This is a genomic window from Bacillus sp. PK3-067 (genome assembly GCF_056738645.1).
This window is the reverse complement of sequence record NZ_CP096490.1, coordinates 4198784-4217721: the sequence shown is the minus strand read 5'-3', so window position 1 is coordinate 4217721 and position 18938 is coordinate 4198784. Positions and strand designations below refer to the sequence as shown.

Genomic DNA, 18938 nt, shown 5'->3' with positions numbered 1-18938 from the left:
TGGGAGAATTATGAAAGCAATTATTTTTGATTTTGATGGATTAATTGTGGACACAGAAACGATATGGTTTCACTCTTTCAGAGATGCTGTTCGTGAATACGGCGGGGAACTACCTTTAGAGGAATTTGCGAAATGCATTGGAACAACAGATGAGGTACTTTATACATATCTAAATGATCAATTAAAAGAGAAGTTTAACAAAAGTGTATTAAAAGAAAAAGTGGCAACTTTACATAAAGAGAAAATGAGAATACCAGAAGCTCGTGACGGGGTAAAAGAATATTTAGAAGAAGCGAAAGAAATGGGATTAAAAATCGCACTAGCTTCTAGTTCTTCTAGAGAATGGGTTATTCATTTTTTAGAAGAGCTACAAATTCGAGAATATTTTGAAGTAATTAAAACGAGAGAAGATGTTGAGAAGGTAAAACCAGATCCAGCTCTTTATCGAGTTGCAATAGAAGAATTAGGAATTAAGCCATCTGAAGCTGTTGTATTTGAAGACTCATTAAATGGATTGAGAGCAGCAGTTGCAGCGGGATTAACGTGCGTTGTGGTACCTAATGATGTGACACGGAATTTACCGTTTGAAAATCATCATCTTCGAATTGAAAGTATGAGAGAGAAAAGTTTAAAAGAAGTGCTTCAAAGTATAAAAAAAGACCGTATTTCCTAAAAGGAAGCACGGTCTTTCTTTTTGCTTTTTTTGCCTTCAATGACAGTTAAATGAGACTGTTTTCTTTTTCGTTTCAAAGTGGAAGAATTCCCTTTTTTACTTTTGTCATTAGAAGTATTTGACTTAAAGAAAGAATTGCCTAGGGGTGCTACATTTTGTTTCCCATGTTTGCGGTTCGATTGTTTTGCCGCACGCTTATATGAGCTTTGCGAATTTGCGGAACCACTGGAATTTGTAAACATCTTGTATAGCAAGTAAAAGATACCGACAACAAGTAACATGTACCCGATATTTCTTAATACACCCATGGGATTTGTAATAACAGATGAAACAAGGCCGAATATTGCCAATCCGATAATAAGCACAAATATAGCGAAAGTAAACGAACGACCGTTCATAAGGGACACCTCCTAAAAACATATATTGAAATTAGTATATTAACGATGAGGAAAGGAGTTGAACACCATTTTTAAATAATTATTGTTTGTTCTCTAAACGTAATAATTCTTCAAACGATGCAATTGCTACTTCCACTTGATCATCTGTTGGTTCTTTCGTTGTTAATAGTTGTAGCCATAATCCAGGATATCCAAGTACGCGTAATACGGGAATGTCTCGTAATCGATTTGTAAATTGCAATACTTCAAAAGAAATACCAAGTACAACTGGAATTAATAAAATTCTGTTTATAACTCGTGCCCAAAGAGGATCTGTAGGGACTAGGAAATAAACGAACATTCCAATAATGACTGTAAATATAATAAAGCTACTGCCGCATCTATAATGGAGACGAGTTTGCTTTTGAACGTTTTCTACAGTCAGAGGAAGGTTATTCTCGTAAGCATTGATTACCTTATGCTCTGCACCGTGATACTGAAATACCCGCTTAATAAGTGGGGTTAAAGAAATAAAGTATATATAGCTCAATAATAGCATGAGCTTAATGACACTTTCGACAATGATTTGCCCAGTATGAGATGGGAAAATCGGTCTCGTTAATTCAGCTAATAGTGCAGGAACTGCTGTGAAAATGACTTTACCGAATATAAAAGATAAAACGCCAACAGCTGCAACTCCTAATACCATCGTTAATTTTGATTGTTCTTCTTTTTTATTTGCAATTTGTTCATCATCTTCTGGGTGGACGTCAAATCGTTCTGAAGCGAAGTTTAAATGCTTTGCTCCATTCGCACTTGCATCCACAATAGCGGCAATCCCTCGTAAAAATGGAATTTTTTTTAGGGTAGATAGTACTTTATTACGAACGCGTGGTAATCGATAAAATTCAATCGATTTATCTTTACGACGAACCGCTGTAACAGTATATTCTCTACCGCCAAACATAACTCCTTCTATGACCGCTTGCCCGCCATATATTTGTTTTGACTCTTCTGCCATGTTAACACCAACCTGTATTTGTTTCTCTCTTATGTAGAAAAAGAGGCAATTGTCATACTGGGTTCTGTCGTTTTGAAATAAGACAATCACCGAGTTTCCTTTATTTTATCGGCAAATACAAGTAGATGACAAGGGAAAATGTTATGAGAGTCGGACATTTCTTATTCTTTTTATAGACAAATTTCGCAGGATTTAAACATGCTTCAAAATAGTTTCGGGCATACTATTGAGCGGAGGTGTCGATGTGAGTCAAGAACAATTAGGAACAAGGAATTTTGTGCAGATTGGTTTGTTTGGTGGAATCTTTTGGGGCGGGATCTGGTATTTCCTTCATATATTTTCATTCACGGAGGCGGGACCGAATTATTTCCTTTTACCATTTGCGTTTGGAAGTTGGAAAGAGGGGGTATGGGGCAATGTGTTCGGAATAGTGTGTATGGGACTTCTTTCAATTTTGATCGCCTTTTTGTATAAAGCATTTTTTGCGAAGTTTGAAGGGATTATAGCGGGAATTATTTATGGGCTATTTTGGTGGGCACTACTGTTTTTGGGGATGGGTTTAATGGCTCCTGTTATTAAAAGTGCGCTCCATTTACCAAAAGAGACAATTGTGACGACAATATGTATTTTTATATTGTATGGTGTGTTTATAGCATATTCTGTTTCTTACGCAGTGAATAGCAATAAAGCAGAACAAGAAGGGCAAGAGAAGACGAACTATTCAAATAAGTAACTCCTATGTTAAAATATTGTATAGATATTTAATATTAAGGAGTTTTAAGAATATGAAAAAGTTACTCCTCGTAAACGGTCCTAACCTAAATCGCCTCGGTGTTCGTGAGGTAAATGTATATGGAAAGGGCACGCTAGCGACACTTGAAGCAGATATGAAGCAAGAAGCAGAAACAATGGGAGTGGAGTTAGAATGTTTCCAATCGAATCATGAAGGTGCCATTATCGACATTATTCATGAAGCGGAAGATATATATGAAGGGATCATTTTAAATCCGGGAGCATTTACGCATTATAGCTATGCGATTCGTGATGCCATTGCGAGCATTTCGATTCCTGTTATTGAAGTACATATTTCTAACATTCATCAGCGTGAATCGTTCCGTCATGAATCTGTGACGGCAGCTGTTTGTGCAGGTCAAATTGTAGGATTTGGTTTTTATGGCTATAAGTTAGCGTTATTTGCATTAATGGAGAAATTGAGGGAGGCATAAAGTAATGGAGAAAATTGAAAGATTACGAAGTGCATTTGATGAGGCTGGCATTGACGGTATTTTGTTAACAAATGAACATAGTCGTAGATATATGGCTAACTTCACAGGAACAGCAGGCGTTGTTCTTATTTCAAAAGATCGTGCTCAATTTATTACAGATTTCCGTTACGTCGAGCAGGCAAGTAAACAAGCGGTTGGATATGAGGTTGTACAGCACGCAGGATTGATCATTGATGAAGTGGCAAAGCAAGTGAAAGAGCTTGGAATTCAAAAACTTGGTTTTGAGCAAGATACTCTTACATATAGTTCTTATTCAGTGCATAAGGAAGCGATTGATGCTGAATTTATCCCGACTTCTGGACTTGTAGAAAAGTTACGCTTGATAAAGACTGATTCAGAGATTAAGATATTAAAGGAAGCTGCACAGATTGCAGATGCTGCCTTTGAGCATATTCTATCATTCATTCGCCCGGGAGTATCTGAAATTGAAGTGTCAAATGAACTTGAATTTTTCATGAGAAAACAAGGAGCAACATCTTCTTCGTTTGATATTATCGTTGCTTCAGGTCTTCGTTCGGCATTACCGCACGGCGTGGCATCTGAAAAAGTGATAGAAACAGGAGATTTCGTTACATTAGACTTCGGCGCTTATTACAAAGGATATTGTTCTGATATTACTCGTACGATTGCAGTCGGTGAACCATCTGATAAATTAAAAGAAATTTATAATATCGTTTTAGAAGCACAACTACGTGGTGTGAACGGTATTAAAGCTGGTTTAACAGGTCGCGAGGCTGATGCGCTAACGCGTGACTACATAACGGAAAAAGGATATGGTGAATACTTTGGACACTCTACTGGTCATGGAATAGGTCTTGAAATCCATGAAGCACCAGGTTTAGCGTTCCGTTCTGATACAGTACTTGAACCAGGTATGGCTGTAACAGTAGAGCCAGGTATTTATATTCCAGGTATTGGCGGCGTACGTATTGAAGATGATATCATTGTGACAAGTGAAGGTAATGAAGTAATTACGAAATCACCAAAAGAACTTATTATTTTGTAATACACAGGAGGATTTTTTTACATGATTTCAGTAAACGATTTTCGTACAGGTTTAACAATTTCAGTGGACAATGCCCTTTGGCAAGTACTTGATTTCCAACACGTAAAGCCAGGTAAAGGTGCTGCATTCGTTCGTTCTAAACTACGTAATCTTCGCACAGGTTCTGTTCAAGAGAAAACATTCCGTGCAGGTGAGAAAGTAGAAAAAGCACACATCGAAAACCGTCGTATGCAATACTTATACGCAAGCGGTGAGGCTCACGTATTTATGGATAACGGAACTTATGAGCAAATCGAACTTGGTGAAAAACAAATCGAGCGCGAGCTTAAATTCCTAAAAGAAAACATGGAAGTAGCAATTATGACTTACCAAGGCGAAGTACTTGGTGTTGAACTTCCAAACACAGTTGAATTACAAGTTACAGAAACAGAGCCTGGTATTAAAGGTGATACTGCTTCTAACGTAACAAAACCAGCTACATTAGAAACTGGTCTTGTTGTACAAGTACCAATCTTCATTAACGAAGGCGAAATGCTTATCATCAACACTGGTGAAGGTAAATACGTTTCTCGTGCATAGTAAAAAAACACTCGTGATAATTCACGAGTGTTTTTTTTATAGGAAATAGGGTAGATAGTAAATAGCTGTTACTATAAAACTGACTAAAACAAGTGAAAGAGTACCCATAATAGATGGAGTCAAAACAATTTGAAATGGTTTTATTTCGCCAGTCTCAACGCCAGTTAATGTTTTGCTTATTGCGTGATCTGTAATGTTATTTCTATGGTTACTCATAATAATTAACCACATAATTGCAAATATTGCTAAACTACCAAGGAAAAAGGTCTCTATAAATGACCAACCGACTAATAATGAAAAAAGATAAATAAGAGCTAATTCTACTACAACGGTTAAACTAATTTTCAATGCCTTCATATTTTTCCTCCTCATTCTGTAATTTCAACCAGTTTAAAAAATTTTCACGTGACACGACATGCAGAGAGCAAGGTGACCTTACTTCTTTCTCTAGTGCAGCGTGTTCGTCTGGGAACTTGTTTTCCACATGCAATGAAATATAGGGTAGTTTTTCTTGTGCTTTTAGTGAGCGGATATTATTCGTTTTAGCACCAGCAAATACGTAGGAAAGTTGTAAGTCTAAAAAGGCGATTTTAAAGATTTCTTTTTTAGTAGCCTCGTTATAGCCTTTTCCCCAGTATGGATAGCCAATCCAACTACCAATGTGAGATTGCTTTTTTTCATTATTAATATGTTTAAGTGTGGTGAGGCCAATTATTTCATTTTCTTCATTCACAATCATTCTCGATAAGGATTTCTTTTGACGCTCTTCTTCTATTGCGAAAAGAAGAAATGTTTTCGTGTCTTCGATGTTTTCTACCGTTATCCCCAATGCATTTTTTATATGTGGATCACTTGATAGCTCGAAAATCACATTTGTATAGCATAAATCTAGTGGTAATAAAGTGATGTGCTGCATGGTTTAAACCCCTTTCAAACTAAATATACCATAAAATAATATGAATATTCAGATTCTAATTCAGACTTTAGAGAAAAATTATGTTTTTACTTCTGAAATAGACAACCTCTGCATATGGTTGTACAAATATATTCTTTTTTAGAATACGAAGTTAGTAACTGTTACGGGAGAAGGTGGAAGAATGAAACAGTGGCTAGCGGCAATGGAAACATCCGTGCTTGTTATGGGGGCACTTCGATTATTTTCAGGTAGTGCGGAGATATTTGCTGCTTTGCTTATGCTTTATGTGAATGATGCGAAGAAAGCGTTGTTTATAAATGGTATGTTGGCGTTTGTCGGACCTACCGTATTAATTTTAACAATGACAATTGGGATAGCGAGTGTAGCAAGTGAAATTTCTTTCTTGAAGCTCTTTTTTCTAGCGCTTGGAATTTGCTGTATTTTTATCGCATTACTGAAATAGTAAGTCGAGTATAGTGGGGAGAAGCCGATGAAAGAGGTATTAGAAGTTTTACCAAAAACGATGAAGTACTTAATTGAAGAATGTAAGCAATACGATGCTTTAGAGGAAATTCGTGTTCGAATTGGAAGGCCGCTAGAGTGTATTGCACACGGAAAGGTGTTTTTTTATGACTATATCACTACTGCAGAGGATGCTATTTACTTATTGAATAAATTAAGTCAATTCTCAATTTATACGATGGAAGAGGAATTAAAACGTGGGTATGTGACGCTTCGCGGGGGGCATAGAATCGGGTTAGCAGGAAAAGTCATTACAGAAAAAAGCGCAGTGAAAATGATTCGTGATGTCTCTTCCTTTAATATTCGTATTGCTCGTCAAAAAATAGGGATTGCTGAACCGCTTTTGCCATATTTGTATGAAAAAAGGTGGTTAAACACGATGGTAATTGGCCCTCCCCAAACGGGAAAAACGACACTTTTAAGAGATGTAGCACGTTGCATGAGTCAAGGGGTAAGTGCTTCGGAAATTCCTTCCTGTAAAGTGGGGATCGTTGATGAACGTTCAGAAATTGCTGGCTGTGTGAAAGGAATCCCGCAATATGATTTTGGTACCCGAGTCGATGTGTTAGACGCATGTCCAAAGGCAGAAGGAATGATGATGATGATTCGTTCTATGAGTCCTGATATTTTGATCGTAGATGAAATTGGCCGTAAAGAAGATAGTGAAGCAATTATGGAGGCAGTGCATGCAGGTGTTCAGCTTTTTATAAGCGCACACGGATTTTCCTATGAGGATGTTGTGAGACGTCCATCGCTCAAGGCAGTGCTAGAGCTTGGTATATTTGATAGGTTTGTGGAGTTGTCAAAAGCGAGGGGTCCAGGAACGGTTATGCAGGTGAAAGATAAATATGGAAAACCAGTGTTATCAAATAGAAAGGCTGAGGGCGTATGGTGAAAATATTTGGTGCAGTGTTAATCGTTGCGGTCAGCACCTTTTTCGGGTTTTCGTACGCTAAAAGATACAGTGAGAGGCCGAGGCAACTTAGGTTATTAAAATCAGCACTTCAATCATTAGAGGCAGAAATTATGTATGGACACACACCTTTATCTGAGGCTGCCGAGCGATTAGTTAAACAAATGCCAAAGCCATTAAATTGGATATTTCAAAGTTTCGCTAAAAAACTAGAAAGTGGAGAACAAACGGTAAGGGAAGCTTGGATAGATAGTTTGAAAGAGAATTGGAAGTTGACGGCTTTTCAACAAACCGAGTATGAAATACTGCAGCAATTTGGTGAAACGCTCGGGCAACATGATCGTGAATCACAACAAAAACATATTCGCTTATGTATTACACATTTGGAGAGAGAAGAAGAGGAAGCGAAAGCTTTACAACTGCAATACGAAAAAATGATTAAGAGCTTAGGGGTACTAGCAGGGCTACTAATTGTAATTTTACTGCTATAGGGGGGAGAAAGGCGATGTCCATTGATGTTGGATTAATATTTCAAATCGCCGGAATCGGCATTGTTTTAGCTTTCATTCATACTGTACTAAAAGAATTGAAGCGTGAGGATATTGCAAATTGGGTTATCCTTGTCGGTTTTGTCGTCATTTTATTTCATGTTGCATTTTTAATTAATACGCTATTCGACAAGATTAAAAGTGTCTTTCTCTTCCAGTAAAGGAGGCGGTTCGAATCGAAATTATACAAATTGTCGGATTAGGCCTCGTTGCTACGTTTTTAGCTGCTGTTTTGAACCAGCATAAATCTAGTATTACATCTTTATTTATTGTGTTCGTAGGTAGCGTGATGTTTCTAATTTTAATCGATCAAATTCATTCTATTTTACAAATGATTGAGAGAGTAGCGAGTGAAGCGAAAGTTAGTAACGTCTACGTGGAAACGTTACTAAAGATTATTGGAATTGCTTATATTGCCGAGTTTGGAGCTCAAATTACAAAAGATGCTGGTCAAGGTGCCATCGCTTCGAAAATTGAACTTGCTGGGAAAATCTTAATTCTCGTTATGGCAATTCCTATTTTGACGGTTGTAATTGAAACTATTCTCGGATTTTTACCGACGGGATAAGGGGGAGTGAATGTTGAGGAGGTTTGGAGCTAAGCTGCTATTTGCTTGCTTCCTTTTCTTTTCTTTACCGGTTGTTGTACAAGCTTCTCCTGTAGAAACAAACGTCGTTGATCAACAATTGGATAAGCTCGGAATTGAAGATGTGAAGCAATTTTGGGACGGGCTTGTTACAAAATATGGAGGCTATTTGCCAGAGAGTCAAAAAGGGAGTTTTATGGAGTTTGTAAAGGGAGAAAAAGAATTCTCTCTAAAAGAGTGGATGATAGGGTTATTAAAATATTTATTTCATGAGCTTGCAGCTAATGGAAAACTGCTTGGCACACTCATTATGCTCACAATCTTTAGTGCATTGTTGCAATCACTGCAATCCGCTTTTTCAAAAAGTAGTGTAAGTAAAATTGCTGATGCTGTTGTATATATGGTACTTATTATTTTTGCTTTAAATAGTTTTTATGTCGTTATGACATATGCAAGAGAAACGATACAAACAATGGTAGATTTCATATTAGCGCTATTGCCAATTTTATTGGCGCTTATAGCGACTGGTGGCGGGGTTGTATCTGTATCTTTCTTTCATCCGATTATCATTTTCTTAATGAATACAAGCGGGCTTCTTATGAATTATATCGTTCTACCGCTTTTATTACTGGCAACGATATTAAGTATTGTAAGTACAATGAGTGATCAATATAAAGTGACGAAATTGTCCAAGCTTCTGCAAAACGTTAGCGTTGGGATTATCGGTATTTTCTTAACGATTTTTTTAGGAGTATTATCTGTACAAGGAACAGCAACAGCCGTTGCTGATGGAATAGCTGTGAAAACTGCTAAATTTGTAACAGGGAACTTCATTCCAGTAGTCGGAAGGATGTTTACAGAAGCGGCAGATACTGTTATTAGCGCATCAGGATTATTGAAAAACACAGTCGGAATTATTGGGCTCGTCATTTTATGTTTAATTGTTGCTTTTCCAGCGATTCAAATTTTCTGTATCGCATTTATTTATAAATTCGCAGCAGCAGTATTGCAACCGGTTGGCGGCGGAGCAATTATTCAATGCTTAGACATTATTGGACGAAGCATCATTTACGTATTTGCTTGCTTAGCTATCGTATCATTTATGTTCTTTTTAAGTATTACAATTATTATTGCTGCGGGGAATATTACACTTATGATGCGGTAGGAGGTGAAGAGTATGCAATTTGTTACAGAGTGGATCAGAAATATTATCGTTTTTTTGCTCTTAGCGACAATGCTTCATCTTATTCTTCCAAATTCGAATTTGCAAAAATACGTTAAATTCGTTGTAAGTCTTTTGTTAGTCGTATTAATTTTAACACCCCTTTTTAAACTATTGCAGACAGATGTAAATGAAGTAATTGCAAATTTTAATGAAGAAAAGTACGTAGCAGAAGGATCTGTAAAAAATTCAATAGATTCGAAGAAAAAAGAAATACAAGCTCTAACACGTGCATATAGTTTAGAAGAGATGGCTACCAAAATGAAAAAAGAAGTAGGAAAAGAGTTTGAGAAACAGTATGGTATGTCAGTCTCTGAAATACAAATAGTCGCAGCGGAAAGCACAGCGGAAGTAAAGTCAGCGAAAGATATTCAATCTGTTGTTGTGACGTTAAAAGAAAAAGAACGTAGTAAAAATGATGCAATCGAAACAGTAAAACCAGTTGAAATTAACACGAAAGAACCACCGAAAAAAGTAGAGGAAACGAATGTAGAAATGAAAGACTTCTTTTCAAGCAGGTGGCAACTAGAGAATAAACAAATCCAAGTTCAAATGGAAGGGAGGACAGGTAGAGTAAATGGACAATAAAGATAAAAATTCGAAGTTCTCATTTTTTCGAAACTTATTGAATGGAGATGAAAAAGAAAGTAATGAGAAGGGAAGAAAGGTAACACCTAAGTTCTTACTTGTCCTACTCATACTTGGAATTTTGCTTATGTTTTCTAGTAGTTTTTTTTCAAGTAAAAAAGAAGAAGTACCTGTATTTAAAGAACAAAAAACTCAAAACCAGGAAAAAGATGTACCAACTTTTGGACAAAAAAATAATGATAATATGTCAAATGTAGAAAAATATGAAAAAGCGTATGAACAAGAATTAAAAACTGCTTTAGAAGAAATAGCAGGAGTAAAAGACGTAACGATTAAAGTGAATTTAGATTCATCTGAAGAAAAAATTTTAGAAAAAAATACAGTGAAACGCTCACAAACAACAGGTGAAACAGATAAAACAGGCGGTAAGAGAGAAGTAGAGGACGAGTCTCTTGATGAAAAGACTGTCATTATACGTGAAGGGGATAAAGAAACTCCTGTTGTTTTACGAACAGAGAAGCCGAAAGTACGTGGTGTTCTTGTCGTAGCAAAGGGAGTGGATAATATACAAGTTAAAGCAATGGTAAAAGAAGCTGTGATAAGGCTGCTAGATGTACCGGCCCATCGCGTTTCAGTTTCACCGAAAAATTGATAGGGAGGAAATAAAGTGTTAAAAAAACAAACAGTTTGGTTATTAACGATGTTAAGTTTAGTTGTTGTACTATCTGTGTATTACGTGACAACTCCTGACAAAATGAATACAGCATCGCCGGCAACAGGTGAAAAGATTGGACAAGAAAAACAAGGTACTGATAAAGCAGTAACAAACGAAGCGCCTAAAGAAACTCCGAAAAAAGAAAATACAAGCAAGGAAACAACAAATAAAGAAACAGACAAAAAAGAAAATGCAAAAAAAGAAACAAGTAAAAAAGAGGGCAATGTATCAGTTCAATCAAGTGATGAGAATTTCACAGCTTTACGTATGCAAATGGAAGATCAGCGTAGTGAACAAAAAGCAAAATTACAAGAAGTGATGAGTTCAACAAAAGCTTCAGCAACAGAAAAGAATAAAGCGAAAGAAAATTTTGATGCCATTACGACAATGGAAACGAAGCAAGAATTACTTGAGACAGTAATTAAATCTCAAGGAGGATATCCAGATGCTCTTGTAAGAGCTGATGGCACTGATATTAGAGTAACGGTTAAAGCGGCAAAACATTCACAGAAAGAAGCAAATAAAATTATTCAACTTGTAAGAAGTGAAGGCGGATCAAAAGATGTAGGTGTGAAATTTGATCCACCAGCGAAATAAGTGAAACTTTAATCCGTAGGGATTTCCCTGCGGATTATTATCTTTTACTAAGCAAAGGGTATGCAAATAGTAAAATAGAGTATGCAAGCAAGTAAATGTGTGAATAGAAAAAAGCTATCATTTTCGATAGCTTTTTTCTATGTCGTCTTTGTAATTATTTTTACTATGTTCAACTCGGAATGGAGAAACACGTTGTGAGTAAAAGATTAATGGTTCATGGTACTGATGATTACTTTTTCCGGATTTGACGTGGATGAAAAGAACGCATGCCCAAACGATTACGGCAGGTAAAAAGAGAATGAGCCATATCATATTTCCACACCTCAACACAATATATTTTCTACACTTTGAACATACTATTCTTATATGAAGGAATGATGAACGGCGTGTAAACAAAAAAATAATATTTGGTAAAAATATGTTATTGACTATAGTTGTGGTGAAGAGTGAGGAGGGAATGGCATGTTTGCTTTGTAACATTTTGCAAAAGTAGTGAATGTTTTTTAAGAAGTGGTCTTGCCAATTTCATGTGAAACTTGGTATTATTACTAGGTATTAAATTTTTATTGGAATAATATTTTTACAGGAATTTCGATTTATTATAAAGAAATATAAATTGGAATGTTTAAAAAATTTATCGTAAGATGGAAATAGTAAATATTTCTATTAGTTAATGAAATATATTTTCTAATAGAGTACATCGTATTTTTACAGTCAATCTAGTTTTCGTGACGAGAATCTGTAAAAACGGGACAAACAAGAGTATGGGAGTGGATTTTACATGTTTAAAATTCAAGAAGTTCGTGAATTAATTAAATTAATTGATAGCTCTAATATTGATGAATTTGAATACAAAAAAGACGGTACAACAATCAAAATGAAAAAGCGTGGTAATGAAGTTGTTGCTGTGCAAGCACCTGCATCAAAACAAGCTATGCAACCAGTAGCGCCTGTTGAAGTTGAAACGACAGTAGCAGCAGCGCAAGCAGAAGTGCCAAAACAAGAAGAGAAGAAGGTTGTTCAAAATGAAAACCTACATAAAATCACATCACCGATGGTAGGTACATTCTATTCTTCTTCTTCGCCTGATACACCTCCATATGTAAGTGTTGGGGATAGAGTATCGAAAGATTCTATCGTATGTATTGTCGAGGCTATGAAGTTATTTAACGAAATTGATGCTGATGTAGAGGGCGAAATTGTTGAAATTCTTGTTAATAACGGACAGCTTGTTGAATATGGACAACCGCTATTTCTTGTAAAAGCGTAATAAGGGAGTCTTTGTGATGATAAAAAAAGTATTAATAGCCAATCGTGGGGAAATTGCTGTACGAATTATTCGTGCTTGTAAAGAAATGGATATTGAAACAGTTGCAATTTATTCAGAAGCAGATAAAGAGTCACTTCACGTACAGATTGCAGACGAGGCGTATTGTGTAGGACCAACGATTTCGAAAGAAAGCTATTTAAATTTGACAAACATTATTAGCGTTGCGAAGTTAACAGGCTGCGATGCTATTCATCCGGGATACGGATTTTTAGCAGAGAATGCAGATTTCGCAGAGTTATGCCGTGAATGTAACTTGATTTTTATCGGTCCAAGTCCAGAAGCTATTTCAAAGATGGGCACAAAAGACGTTGCTCGTGATACAATGAAAGAAGCAGGGGTTCCGATTGTACCAGGTTCACAAGGGATTATTAAAAATACCGAAGAAGCGATTGAGCTTGCTAATCAAATTGGATATCCAGTTATTATTAAAGCGACTGCAGGTGGCGGTGGAAAAGGTATTCGTGTTGCACGCCATGAAGAAGAGCTTATAAAAGGAATTCAAATTACACAGCAAGAAGCTAGTACCGCTTTTGGGAACCCTGGTGTATACTTAGAAAAGTACGTTGAAGATTTCCGCCATGTTGAGATTCAAATAATGGCAGATACACACGGAAATGCCATTCATTTAGGAGAGCGTGATTGTACAATTCAGCGCCGTTTGCAAAAACTATTAGAAGAAAGTCCATCACCTGCACTTGATGAAGAGATTCGCAAGCAGATGGGTGAAGCGGCAGTTAAAGCGGCGGTAGCGGTTGATTATACAGGTGCTGGTACGGTTGAGTTTATTTATGAATATAAAACGAAAACCTTTTACTTCATGGAGATGAATACGAGAATTCAGGTTGAGCATCCGGTTACTGAAATGGTAACAGGAATGGACTTAATTAAAGAACAAATTCTTGTTGCTTCAGGAGAAAAGTTATCGTTACAGCAAGAAGAAGTACAATTTAATGGTTGGGCAATTGAATGTCGAATTAATGCGGAAAACCCTGCCAAAAAATTTATGCCATCTCCAGGTAAAGTAGAAATGTACTTACCACCAGGAGGATTTGGTATTCGCGTCGATTCAGCTGTATATCCGGGATATTCAATCCCACCTTTCTATGATTCGATGGTTGCTAAATTAATTGTTCACGGAAAAACACGTGAAGAGGCAATTGCAAAAATGAAGCGCGCACTTAGTGAATTTGTCATTGAAGGCGTACATACAACAATCCCGTTCCATTTGCAATTGCTAGATCATCCTGATTTTGTAAAAGGTGAGTTTAATACGAAATTTTTGGAAGAGCATGAACTTGTGACGCAGTGATACATTAAAGGAGGTTTTTTTCATGGCTGAACATATGTTAGATATGGGTCAAGATACAACTCTTGGTAAAGTAGAAATTGCACCAGAAGTAATTGAAGTAATTGCAGGTATTGCAGCTGCTGAAGTAGAAGGTGTAGCGGCAATGCGCGGTAATTTTGCTACAGATGTTGTTGAGAAGTTAGGTAAGAAAAATCATGGTAAAGGTGTAAAGGTTGAATTAGCAAACGAAGATATTATCGTTGACCTTTATGTTGTAATGTATTTTGGTGTAGCAATTCCAGTTGTTGCACAAAAGATTCAAGACAATATTCGCCAAGCACTCTTTACAATGACAGGACTTGAGCCAAAAGAAGTGAATGTTCACATCGTTGGCGTAACATTCGAAACACAAAAAACAGAAATCGAACCAGTGTAAGAATGAAAAGGTGCCTAGTAACATAGGCATCTTTTTTATCGTTTCATTTCTTCACAAATTACAACCCTCTAATTATTATACTATTTCAAAAAATAAGAAATAAACAAGAAAATGTGTCGTTTTTCCAAAAAACGTACATTGTGATAAGATATGGAACTTGAAGTTAATCTTTTTATTATTTTTCAGCCTTGTAACCCGTGTGTGAAACGATAAATTGTGTTATTATCATTGTATTATAAGGTTGGAAAATCAATGAAAACTGTAAGAGTAAGTGAATTGACGGCTTATAAATTATAATAATATAACAAAGTATAAGGAAAGACTTGAAGCATAAAGGAGAGTTACAATGAAACGTAGGACGGCTAGAGAAAGAGCAATGCAAGCATTATACCAAATGGATATTACAGGTGAATTAGAACCGAAAGTAGCAGTGGAAAACACGCTAGATGAAGGCGAAGAAACAAATGAGTTTCTAGAGTCACTTGTAGTAGGTTTTGTAGAAAATAAAGAAGCAATCGATGAAGCGATTCGTCAAAATTTAAAAAAGTGGAAGCTTGAGCGTATTAGTATTGTTGATCGCAGTATTTTACGTGTAGCTGTGTATGAAATGAAATACATGGAAGAAATTCCACACAACGTAACAATTAACGAAGCAATTGAAATTGCTAAAACATTTGGGGATGAGGAATCTCGTCGTTTTATTAACGGCGTTTTATCTAATATAAAAGATACACTGTAAATTCTTTAAGGGGGAATCTTAAAATGGTAGCAGTAATCATCAAAGGAAATGAAGTTGCGGAGAAAAAACGAGCACAATTAACAGAAGAAGTTGTGAAGTTGAAAGAGCAAGGTATTGTACCAGGATTAGCAGTTATTTTAGTTGGAGAAGATCCAGCATCTCGTTCTTATGTGAAAGGAAAAGAAAAAGGCTGTGAACAAGTAGGGATTTACTCAGAGCTAATTGAACTTCCTGAAACAATTACTGAGGAACGTTTGCTTGCTGAAATCGATCGCTTAAATGGCGATGACCGTATTAATGGCATATTAGTGCAATTACCTTTACCAAAACATATTGAAGAAAAAGCTATCATTGAAAGAATTTCACCAGAAAAGGATGTAGACGGATTTCACCCAATCAGCGTGGGACGTATGATGACGGGACAAGATACATTCCTTCCATGTACACCGCATGGTATTGTAGAATTAGTAAAAGAAACAAATCTTGATATTTCTGGAAAACATGTAGTAGTAATTGGAAGAAGTAATATTGTCGGTAAACCAGTGGGGCAATTGTTTTTAAATGAAAATGCCACTGTCACATATTGTCATTCTAAGACGCAAAATATGAAAGAGTTATCGAAGTTAGCTGATATTTTAATCGTAGCTGTTGGACGACCTAAAATGATAACAGCGGATTATATTAAAGAAGGGGCGGTTGTAATTGACGTTGGTGTTAACCGTTTAGAAACAGGAAAACTTTGTGGTGATGTTGACTTTGACAACGTGTTAGATGTTGCGGGTTACATTACACCTGTGCCAAAGGGTGTTGGTCCAATGACAATCACAATGCTTCTTCATAATACTGTTGAATCTGCCAAACGTGCAGGTGTCGTTTGTAAATAATTTGAGTCGGCTATGAGGAGAGAGAAATGGAGAAGCAATATTTAACCGTTACAGCGTTAACACGCTATATAAAAACAAAAATAGAATATGATCCGCATTTGCAGTCTGTTTGGTTAAAAGGTGAAATTTCCAACTTTAAAAATCATAGCCGTGGCCACATGTATTTTACATTGAAAGATGAAAATGCAAGAATCGCAGCGGTTATGTTTGCGGGCCATAATCGTAATATTAAATTCAAACCTGAAAATGGGATGAAGGTACTCGTGAAAGGAAAAATCTCTGTTTACGAGGCGAGTGGTTCTTATCAAATTTATATTCAAGACATGCAGCCTGACGGAGTCGGAAATTTACATTTAGCGTACGAACAGTTAAAAGTTCGTTTAGAAGAGGAAGGACTTTTTTCTCAAGTTTATAAAAAAGCGATTCCTCCTTACGCTAAAACAATAGGTGTGATTACGTCGCCAACAGGAGCAGCGATTCGTGATATTATAACAACGATTAAACGTCGTTATCCAATTGGGAATGTTATTGTATTTCCGGTACTTGTACAAGGGGAGTCAGCGGCTCCCTCGATTGTACAAGCGATTCGTACAGCGAATGAAATGGGAGAGATAGATGTACTAATCGTTGGTCGTGGTGGAGGTTCTATTGAGGAATTATGGGCTTTCAATGAGGAAATGGTTGCAAGAGCAATCTTTAAGAGTGAAATTCCTATTATTTCGGCAGTAGGCCATGAAACAGATTTTACAATTGCAGATTTTGTTGCAGATTTACGCGCGCCAACACCGACCGCAGCAGCTGAGTTGGCAGCACCTAACATTATAGAGTTACAAGAAAAGGTATTACAAAGAACTCTGAGATTGCAAAGAGCAATGAGAGAGTTAGTACATAAAAAAGAAGAAAAACTACAAGTGTTGCAAAAATCGTATGCGTTCCGTTATCCAAGACAAGTATATGAGCAAAAGGAAGAGCAATTAGATAGAGCGCTAGAACAGCTTGTTTTAGCGAAAGAGCGCTATATTGATAAAAAGGTGAATCAGTTAAAGCAACTTTCATTTTATTTAGAGAAGCACCACCCATCTCAAAAAATTATGCAAACGAAGGTAGCTGTGGAAACGTTGCAAAAGCAATTACAACGTGAAATGCAAACGTTACTTCAAACGAAAGAATTTGCCTTTGTAAGAGCTGCTCAAAAACTTGAAGCGTTAAGTCCGCTTAAAGTAATGATGAGAGGGTACGGGCTTGTATATGATGAAGAGAAGCAAGTGTTAAAAAGTGTGAAAGATGTAAGCCTTGGAGATGCTGTTTCAGTTCAATTACAAGATGGAATACTAGATTGTAGCGTATCAGGCATAGAGGAGCGTGAATTGAATAATGGAAAATAAATTAAGCTTTGAAGAGGCAATTTCGCAACTTGAGCATCTTGTTTCTAAGCTAGAACAAGGTGACGTACCTTTAGAAGAAGCGATTTCTTATTTTAAAGAAGGTATGGAATTATCTAAGCTTTGTGATGAGAAGTTGAAGAATGTACAAGAACAAATGGCAGTTATTCTTGGGGAAGATGGAGAGCTTGAACCGTTTACTGCTTTAGGAGATGAAGCATAGTGACGATTGCTTTTGATACTTTTTTGAAAGAAAGTAAAACTTTCGTAGAAGAAAAACTTGTAAGCTATGCAAATGGATTACAATGTCCAAATGTACTTCGTGAAGCGATGGCATATTCTTTGGAAGCGGGTGGAAAACGTCTCCGCCCGTTACTTTTGTTTGCAACATTACAAGCGTTTGGGAAAGAAAGAAATCTTGGAGTAGGTGCAGCTTGTGCTCTTGAAATGATTCATACATATTCGTTAGTTCATGATGATTTACCTTGTATGGATGATGATGATTTAAGAAGAGGAAAGCCCACAAATCACAAAGTATTTGGTGAAGCGATGGCAGTTTTAGCAGGAGATGGCTTATTGACATACGCTTTTCAAGTTATTATGGCATATGAGCAAAAAGAAATTTCTGCTGAAAAAAAAGTAAGACTTGTACTTGAACTCGCAAAAGCAGCAGGACCAGAAGGAATGGTTGGCGGACAAGTGGCAGATATGGAAGCGGAAGGGAAACGCCTTACGATTGATGAATTGGAGTACATCCATAAACATAAGACCGGAAAACTACTTGAATTTGCTGTACTTGCGGGTGCGATACTTTCTGATGCGACAGAAGAGCAAGAAGAAAAGTTGCTTACGTTTGCCAAATATATCGGTCTAGCTTTCCAAATTCGAGATGATATTTTAGATGTCGAAGGAACTGAAGAAGAGATTGGAAAACCGATTGGTAGTGATCTTTCTAATGAAAAGAGCACATATACGACGTTGTTTACTGTAGATAGAGCAAAGGCTATTTTAGAAGAAACAATTGCAGAAGCAAAAGGTGCGATTAGCTCCTTGCAATTACAAGATGAATATTTACTATCTATTTGCGATTTGATTGCAAAACGTAATAACTAATATAACAGCGTTTTCATTTGTTGAGTCATTCATCATTTTATGATATAAATGTAGGAAAAGGTTTTTCTTTTCTTGTTATTGGCAAAAATATATGTAGATTACATTGCCGTTATCACTTCGTGTTAGCGGCTATTTTTTTCATCGCCTAAAGAAGTATGGTTTATAATAGGATTAAGGCGCAATAGACTGGTTAATAGCGGGACAAGACGAAAAATAG

Annotated in this window: 27 protein-coding genes; 22 read left to right on the top strand and 5 right to left on the bottom strand. The window is 36.6% G+C overall.

Annotation, left to right across the window (positions count from 1 at the left end):
• Positions 1-10 precede the first annotated feature (10 nt).
• A complete protein-coding gene (locus M1D73_RS21640) occupies positions 11-673 on the top strand; it encodes an HAD family hydrolase (protein ID WP_025687934.1) in 663 nt (220 codons plus the stop codon).
• On the opposite strand, the gene M1D73_RS21635 is transcribed toward M1D73_RS21640, so the two are convergent.
• Positions 670-1071, bottom strand: a complete 402-nt coding sequence (locus tag M1D73_RS21635; RefSeq protein ID WP_001014463.1) for an SA1362 family protein — start codon at positions 1069-1071, stop codon at positions 670-672. The genes M1D73_RS21640 and M1D73_RS21635 overlap by 4 nt on opposite strands.
• Before the next feature lie 79 nt (positions 1072-1150).
• Positions 1151-2071 carry a DUF1385 domain-containing protein gene (locus tag M1D73_RS21630; protein ID WP_000807121.1) on the bottom strand — a complete coding sequence of 307 codons (921 nt, stop codon included), beginning with the start codon at positions 2069-2071 and terminating at the stop codon, positions 1151-1153.
• A 244-nt stretch (positions 2072-2315) separates the two neighbouring features.
• On the opposite strand from M1D73_RS21630, the gene M1D73_RS21625 reads away from it, so the two are divergent.
• Genes M1D73_RS21625 through efp form a run of 4 tightly spaced genes read left to right on the top strand, consistent with a single transcriptional unit; the run spans position 2316 to position 4942 of the window.
• Complete coding sequence (locus M1D73_RS21625; protein ID WP_000076881.1) at positions 2316-2804, top strand: YqhR family membrane protein; 489 nt, start codon at positions 2316-2318, stop codon at positions 2802-2804.
• A gap of 52 nt (positions 2805-2856) precedes the next feature.
• Complete coding sequence (gene aroQ, locus M1D73_RS21620) at positions 2857-3297, top strand: type II 3-dehydroquinate dehydratase (protein ID WP_000735140.1); 441 nt, start codon at positions 2857-2859, stop codon at positions 3295-3297.
• Positions 3298-3301: 4 nt separating this feature from the next.
• Positions 3302-4363 carry a Xaa-Pro dipeptidase gene (gene pepQ / locus M1D73_RS21615; protein ID WP_000411040.1) on the top strand — a complete coding sequence of 354 codons (1062 nt, stop codon included), beginning with the start codon at positions 3302-3304 and terminating at the stop codon, positions 4361-4363.
• Positions 4364-4384: 21 nt separating this feature from the next.
• Entirely contained in the window at positions 4385-4942 is a 558-nt protein-coding gene (gene efp / locus M1D73_RS21610) for an elongation factor P (RefSeq protein ID WP_000626516.1), read from the top strand.
• A 36-nt stretch (positions 4943-4978) separates the two neighbouring features.
• Here the strand turns inward: efp and M1D73_RS21605 are convergent, their stop codons facing one another.
• Positions 4979-5299, bottom strand: coding sequence for a hypothetical protein (locus M1D73_RS21605; protein WP_000645572.1), 321 nt, complete (start codon positions 5297-5299; stop codon positions 4979-4981).
• Positions 5280-5858 (bottom strand): GNAT family N-acetyltransferase, encoded by a 579-nt coding sequence (locus tag M1D73_RS21600; RefSeq protein ID WP_001163838.1) that lies wholly within the window; start codon positions 5856-5858, stop codon positions 5280-5282. The genes M1D73_RS21605 and M1D73_RS21600 overlap by 20 nt, the downstream gene beginning before the upstream one ends.
• A 181-nt stretch (positions 5859-6039) precedes the next feature.
• Between M1D73_RS21600 and M1D73_RS21595 the strand changes: the two genes are divergently transcribed.
• The 9 genes from M1D73_RS21595 to M1D73_RS21555 are packed head-to-tail and all read left to right on the top strand — an operon-like array spanning position 6040 to position 11549.
• Positions 6040-6321 carry a YqhV family protein gene (locus M1D73_RS21595; RefSeq protein WP_000816050.1) on the top strand — a complete coding sequence of 94 codons (282 nt, stop codon included), beginning with the start codon at positions 6040-6042 and terminating at the stop codon, positions 6319-6321.
• 27 nt (positions 6322-6348) lie between these two features.
• Positions 6349-7275 carry a stage III sporulation protein AA gene (gene spoIIIAA / locus M1D73_RS21590; protein ID WP_000665905.1) on the top strand — a complete coding sequence of 309 codons (927 nt, stop codon included), beginning with the start codon at positions 6349-6351 and terminating at the stop codon, positions 7273-7275.
• Positions 7269-7784, top strand: coding sequence for a stage III sporulation protein SpoIIIAB (gene spoIIIAB / locus M1D73_RS21585; RefSeq protein WP_000238702.1), 516 nt, complete (start codon positions 7269-7271; stop codon positions 7782-7784). The genes spoIIIAA and spoIIIAB overlap by 7 nt, the downstream gene beginning before the upstream one ends.
• A gap of 14 nt (positions 7785-7798) precedes the next feature.
• Positions 7799-8002 (top strand): stage III sporulation protein AC, encoded by a 204-nt coding sequence (gene spoIIIAC / locus M1D73_RS21580; RefSeq protein WP_000020914.1) that lies wholly within the window; start codon positions 7799-7801, stop codon positions 8000-8002.
• 23 nt (positions 8003-8025) lie between these two features.
• Positions 8026-8409: a stage III sporulation protein AD gene (spoIIIAD, locus tag M1D73_RS21575; protein WP_077393170.1), complete on the top strand. Its 384-nt coding sequence runs from the start codon at positions 8026-8028 to the stop codon at positions 8407-8409.
• A 10-nt stretch (positions 8410-8419) separates the two neighbouring features.
• On the top strand, positions 8420-9592 hold the full coding sequence (gene spoIIIAE / locus M1D73_RS21570) for a stage III sporulation protein AE (RefSeq protein ID WP_000946110.1): 1173 nt from the start codon (positions 8420-8422) through the stop codon (positions 9590-9592).
• 12 nt (positions 9593-9604) lie between these two features.
• Entirely contained in the window at positions 9605-10237 is a 633-nt protein-coding gene (gene spoIIIAF / locus M1D73_RS21565) for a stage III sporulation protein AF (protein ID WP_001161052.1), read from the top strand.
• Positions 10227-10889, top strand: coding sequence for a stage III sporulation protein AG (gene spoIIIAG, locus M1D73_RS21560; protein ID WP_000368880.1), 663 nt, complete (start codon positions 10227-10229; stop codon positions 10887-10889). Before spoIIIAF ends, spoIIIAG begins: the two co-directional genes overlap by 11 nt.
• 15 nt (positions 10890-10904) lie before the next feature.
• On the top strand, positions 10905-11549 hold the full coding sequence (locus M1D73_RS21555) for a SpoIIIAH-like family protein (protein ID WP_000914710.1): 645 nt from the start codon (positions 10905-10907) through the stop codon (positions 11547-11549).
• Positions 11550-11666: 117 nt separating this feature from the next.
• On the opposite strand, the gene M1D73_RS21550 is transcribed toward M1D73_RS21555, so the two are convergent.
• A complete protein-coding gene (locus M1D73_RS21550) occupies positions 11667-11861 on the bottom strand; it encodes a hypothetical protein (protein WP_002179810.1) in 195 nt (64 codons plus the stop codon).
• A gap of 469 nt (positions 11862-12330) precedes the next feature.
• Here M1D73_RS21550 and accB point away from each other — a divergent pair, with 469 nt between their 5' ends.
• The 8 genes from accB (at position 12331) to ispA (ending at position 18721) form a co-directional block, all read left to right on the top strand.
• On the top strand, positions 12331-12819 hold the full coding sequence (gene accB, locus M1D73_RS21545) for an acetyl-CoA carboxylase biotin carboxyl carrier protein (RefSeq protein WP_121868071.1): 489 nt from the start codon (positions 12331-12333) through the stop codon (positions 12817-12819).
• A 16-nt stretch (positions 12820-12835) separates the two neighbouring features.
• Positions 12836-14188, top strand: coding sequence for an acetyl-CoA carboxylase biotin carboxylase subunit (gene accC, locus M1D73_RS21540; RefSeq protein WP_000592871.1), 1353 nt, complete (start codon positions 12836-12838; stop codon positions 14186-14188).
• A 22-nt stretch (positions 14189-14210) separates the two neighbouring features.
• Positions 14211-14603, top strand: coding sequence for an Asp23/Gls24 family envelope stress response protein (locus M1D73_RS21535; RefSeq protein ID WP_000807630.1), 393 nt, complete (start codon positions 14211-14213; stop codon positions 14601-14603).
• 346 nt (positions 14604-14949) lie between these two features.
• The gene (gene nusB / locus M1D73_RS21530; protein ID WP_000830247.1) at positions 14950-15342 is read left to right on the top strand and encodes a N utilization substance protein NusB; all 393 of its coding nucleotides are present in this window, start codon (positions 14950-14952) and stop codon (positions 15340-15342) included.
• Between the two features lie 23 nt (positions 15343-15365).
• Positions 15366-16226, top strand: coding sequence for a bifunctional methylenetetrahydrofolate dehydrogenase/methenyltetrahydrofolate cyclohydrolase FolD (folD, locus tag M1D73_RS21525; RefSeq protein ID WP_000226732.1), 861 nt, complete (start codon positions 15366-15368; stop codon positions 16224-16226).
• Between the two features lie 26 nt (positions 16227-16252).
• Complete coding sequence (gene xseA, locus M1D73_RS21520; RefSeq protein ID WP_000415249.1) at positions 16253-17611, top strand: exodeoxyribonuclease VII large subunit; 1359 nt, start codon at positions 16253-16255, stop codon at positions 17609-17611.
• Positions 17601-17831, top strand: a complete 231-nt coding sequence (xseB, locus tag M1D73_RS21515; protein ID WP_000428423.1) for an exodeoxyribonuclease VII small subunit — start codon at positions 17601-17603, stop codon at positions 17829-17831. Before xseA ends, xseB begins: the two co-directional genes overlap by 11 nt.
• Positions 17831-18721, top strand: a complete 891-nt coding sequence (gene ispA, locus M1D73_RS21510; protein ID WP_000150379.1) for a (2E,6E)-farnesyl diphosphate synthase — start codon at positions 17831-17833, stop codon at positions 18719-18721. The genes xseB and ispA overlap by 1 nt, the downstream gene beginning before the upstream one ends.
• Positions 18722-18938 lie beyond the last annotated feature (217 nt).